Source organism: Calidithermus terrae, assembly GCF_003574345.1.
Classification (GTDB): Bacteria; Deinococcota; Deinococci; order Deinococcales; family Thermaceae; genus Calidithermus; species Calidithermus chliarophilus.
This window is the reverse complement of record NZ_QXDL01000292.1, coordinates 1-4027: the sequence shown is the minus strand read 5'-3', so window position 1 is coordinate 4027 and position 4027 is coordinate 1. Positions and strand designations below refer to the sequence as shown.

The 4027-nt window shown below is 72.7% G+C and carries 4 protein-coding genes; all 4 read left to right on the top strand.

What is annotated here, in order from left to right; genetic code table 11:
* Nucleotides 1-1822: putative bifunctional diguanylate cyclase/phosphodiesterase (locus Mterra_RS19510; RefSeq protein WP_147372957.1), on the top strand; the 1822-nt coding region annotated here is incomplete at its 5' end.
* A gap of 379 nt (nucleotides 1823-2201) precedes the next feature.
* Nucleotides 2202-2579 (top strand): ArsR/SmtB family transcription factor, encoded by a 378-nt coding sequence (locus Mterra_RS19505; RefSeq protein WP_119316639.1) that lies wholly within the window; start codon nucleotides 2202-2204, stop codon nucleotides 2577-2579.
* Nucleotides 2576-3049: an SRPBCC family protein gene (locus tag Mterra_RS19500; RefSeq protein ID WP_119316638.1), complete on the top strand. Its 474-nt coding sequence runs from the start codon at nucleotides 2576-2578 to the stop codon at nucleotides 3047-3049. The genes Mterra_RS19505 and Mterra_RS19500 overlap by 4 nt, the downstream gene beginning before the upstream one ends.
* Before the next feature lie 167 nt (nucleotides 3050-3216).
* Nucleotides 3217-3789: a dihydrofolate reductase family protein gene (locus Mterra_RS19495; protein WP_119316637.1), complete on the top strand. Its 573-nt coding sequence runs from the start codon at nucleotides 3217-3219 to the stop codon at nucleotides 3787-3789.
* Nucleotides 3790-4027 lie beyond the last annotated feature (238 nt).

Below are 4027 nucleotides of genomic sequence, written 5' to 3'. Positions count from 1 at the left end.
GTTGGGGGTCCGGGGCGGGCTCGCGCTGGGGGCGCTCAACTTCCCGCTACACCTGTGGCTGTTCGGCCGGGTCGGCGAATCCGACCCGGCGTTGGTTTTCGGCCAGCCCGGTTTCTACGTCGGGCTGCTGCTCGGTTTCGCCAGCGGCTGGGTGGGGGGGCTGCTGGAACGGCTGAGGGCCAGCGAGGAGCGCTACCGCAGCCTGGTCGAGACGGCCCCGCTGGGGGTGCTGGTGCACGACGGCGAGCGTGTCCTCTTCGCCAACCCGGAGGCCGGCCGCGTCCTGGGGGCCCGCCGCCCCGAGGAGTTGGTGGGCCGCCCGGTGCTGAGCCTGGTCGGCGCCGAGGACCTGCCCCGGGTGCGGCAGCGGCTCGCAGCCCTGGAGCAGGGCCGGCCCCAGGTGGGGCTCGCCGAGGAGACGCTGTGCCGGCTCGACGGCGCCCCGGTGGTGGCCGAGGTTGCCGCGGCCCGGGTGCGGTACGGCGAGCGGCAGGCCGTCCAGGTGGTGCTGCGCGACCTGAGCGCCCAGCGCCAGCTACAGGGCACCATCGAGCGCCTGACCTACCGCGACCCGGTCACCGGCCTACCCAACCGCGCCGCCCTGCACGAGGCCGGGGCCAAGATCCTCGCGCTCGCCCACCGCCAGGGCTGGGGGGTGGCGGCGCTGTGGCTGAGGCTGGGGGAGCTGGCCCTGTGGCAGGACGTCCTGGGCCAGCGCAGCGCCGACGGGCTGCTGCGGGGCGTGGCGGAGCGCCTGCGCCGGGTCGCCCGCGGGCAGGACTGGCTGGCGTACTGCGGCGGCGGCGAGTTCGCCTTCGTGGCGCAGAACGCCGCCCTCACCGGGGCCCTGCGCCTGGCCCGGCGGTTGCAGGCCGTGCTGGACACCCCCCTCGAGCTCGAGGGTGGGGGTGCCCCAGCGCGGCTGAGCCTGGTCGTCGGGGTCGCCCTCTACCCCAAGGACGCGGCCGGCCTCGAGGAGCTGCTCTCGGCCGCCCACGCCGCCGCCCAACGGGCGCAGGCCGAGGGCTGCTGGCTGGCACTGTTCGACCCTGAGGGCGCCCGCCGGGCCCGCGAGCGCGTCGCCCTGGAGGGGGAGCTGCGGCAGGCGCTGGGGGAGGGCGGGCTGGTGCTGCACTACCAGCCGGTGCTGGACCTGCGCAGCGGGCAGGTCGCCGGGGCGGAGGCCCTGGCCCGCTGGCCGCACCCCTCGCGGGGGGCCGTCTCCCCTGAGGTGTTCATCCCTCTGGCCGAGGAGCGCGGGCTCATCCGCGAGCTGGACCGCTACGTGCTGCGCCGGGCGCTGGGGGAGGCCGCCGCCCTGCCGGGCTGGGTCGCCGTCAACCTCTCGGCGCAGAGCTTCCAGGAGCCCGGCCTCCCCCGCTTCCTGCGGGAGAGCCTCGAGCGGTCCGGGGTCCGCCCGGGGGAACTGGTGCTGGAGATCACCGAGCGCACCCTGGCCGACCCCCGCAGCGCCCAGCCGGTGCTGCAGCGGCTGAAGGAGCTGGGGGTGCGGGTGGCGGTGGACGACTTCGGCACCGGCTACTCCTCGCTGTCCTACCTGCGCTCCTTCCCCCTCGACCACCTCAAGATCGACCGCAGCTTCGTGCGGGGGATCGGCCGCCACCCCGAGGACGAGGCCGTGCTGCGGGGCATCCTTTCCCTGGCCGGGAGCCTGGGCCTGGAGTGCGTGGCCGAGGGGGTGGAGACCGCCGAGCAGGCCGAGTGGCTGCGGCGGGAGGGCTGCGCCCTGGCCCAGGGCTACCACTTCGCCCGGCCCATGCCCCCAGAGCATCTGGCGACCCTGGCCCGGGAGCGCGGCTGAGCGGCGCACCCTGCCCCCGCCCCCGGCTGCCTCGGCCTTCCGGGAGCGCTTTCGTCGTTCGCGTCGGTCCGCCGAACGGTGACGGGCCAACCGAATCGGGTTTGGGTCTGGGCCTGCCGCTCGGGGCCCCGGCAAGGCGTCAGCAGGGCCCCTGCGGCCGCGTTGGCTGCCGCTTCCCACCCCTCGGCCCCTCCGGGGCCACCTGCCGGGCGAGCTGGGAGAGGGTTCGGTGCATGGAGTAGCTGTTCGGCAGCCGGAAGCAGCACCGCGACGGCTTCTCCAGCCCTGAAGGTGGGCCCGCTCGGTCAGGTGAGGCTGCCCTTTCGGATCCGGCGTGAGCGGTTGACGGGGGCGGGCTTCGGGTGTAATACTTAAGTTGATGCTTAAGTATGGCGCGCTCGACCGGCTCTTCCAGGCCCTGGCCGACCCCAACCGCCGGGCGATGGTGGAGCAGCTCAGCCGCGGCCCGGCCTCGGTCAGCGAGCTGGCCCGGCCGCTCGAGATCTCCCTGGCGGCGGCGGTGCAGCACCTCGAAGTGCTCGAGGCCAGCGGCCTGGTGCGCTCGCGGAAGGTGGGGCGGGTGCGGACCTGCGAGCTCGAGCCCGCCGCGCTGCAGCCTGTCGAGCAGTGGATCGGCGAGCGGCGGAAGAGCTGGGAGCGACGTCTGGACCGGCTGGGCGAGTTCCTCGCCCAGGGGGCCGGGGAGGGCGATCCCGCGCCCCCCGCCAGGAGGAAAGCCCCGAGGAGGAAGTCATGAGCCAGCATTCCGTCACACACGCCACCTTCGTCGTCGAGCGCGTCTACGACGCCCCGCCCGAGCGGGTCTTCCGGGCCTGGGCCGACCCTGCTGCCAAGGCCCGCTGGTTCGCCGGGCCGGAGGAATGGGAGAACAGCGCGTTCGAGCTCGACTTCCGCGTCGGCGGGCGGGAGTTCAACCGCGGCGGCCCCAAGGAGGGCCCGGTACACACCTTCGAGGCCCGCTACCACGACATCGTGCCGGGCCGGCGCATTATCTATGCCTACGAGATGCGCCTCGACGGCCGCCGCATCTCGGTCTCGCTGGCGACCGTGGAGTTCACCCCCGAGGGGAAGGGCACCCGCCTGACCCTCACCGAGCAGGGCGCTTTCCTCGACGGCTACGACAACCCTGCGCTGCGCGAGCAGGGCACCCGGGAACTGTTGGACGCCCTCGAGGCCGAGCTGACCCGCGCCCCCGCGAACGCCTGACCCTCGGCCCTTCGTGACCTTGCTCGAGGTAAAGGAGGTGGTCGTGCCCGGACGGCTGATTCTGCCAAAAGCGTAATATCACGCCATGATACGTCATCAACGATTGGTCCATTGAGGGAAAAGCCGGAAAAGCCCGGCGGAGGTTGATCCGCCCGAGGAGGTTCGAGATGCGCAAGGTTATCGCTTTCATGCACGTTTCGCTGGACGGTTTCGTGGCGGGCCCGAACGGAGAGCTGGAGTGGGCCGTCGTGGACGAGGAGGTCGCGGGGGCCGCGAAGGGTTACCTGGGCTCGGTAGGGGCCGCGCTCTATGGCCGGGTGACCTACCGGATGATGGAGGGGTACTGGCCCACGGTGCCCGCTAACCCCTCGAGCACGCCCGACGAGATCGAGCACGCCCGCTGGATCGAGAACGTCCCCAAGGTGGTCTTCTCGAGAACCCTCGAGGGCGTGACCTGGAACAACACCACGCTGGTCAGAGACCGCGTCCGCGAAGAGGTGGAAAGGCTCAAGCTCGAGCCCGGCGGCGACCTGATGATCTTCGGCAGCCCCCGGCTGACCCACAGCCTCCAGGGCCTGGGCCTGGTCGACGAGTACCTGCTGTTCGTCAACCCGCTGCTGCTGGGCGACGGCGTGCCGCTGTTCGAGCGCACCGGCCGCCCGCTCCCGCTGAGGCTGCTGGATAGCCGGCGCTTCACCTCCGGGGTGGTGCTGCTGCGCTACGGGGTGGGCGGTAACTGACCCGGAGCCGCCTCGCGGGCTGGCGGCGGACCAACCCGACCGGAGGGGGTGCTCTAGGGCCCGAAAAGATAGCCCCTGCGGGTCTTTGGGTCGGGTGATTGCCTTTTTGAACGTGAAACGCCCTCAGCCGCAACGTTGGAGAGCAGGGGCAGGGGGGTGGGCCTGGTCAAGCAGGTCAGCGAGGGCAACCTGCCGGGCCGCGTCAGCAGCGAGCTGCTCGAGCTCCTCCGCACCGCGC

Coding starts and splice junctions, on each gene's coding strand:
- Mterra_RS19505 (WP_119316639.1), top strand. CDS start 2,202: ATGCTTAAGTATGGCGCGCTCGACCGGCTCTTCCAGGCCCTGGCCGAC.
- Mterra_RS19500 (WP_119316638.1), top strand. CDS start 2,576: ATGAGCCAGCATTCCGTCACACACGCCACCTTCGTCGTCGAGCGCGTC.
- Mterra_RS19495 (WP_119316637.1), top strand. CDS start 3,217: ATGCGCAAGGTTATCGCTTTCATGCACGTTTCGCTGGACGGTTTCGTG.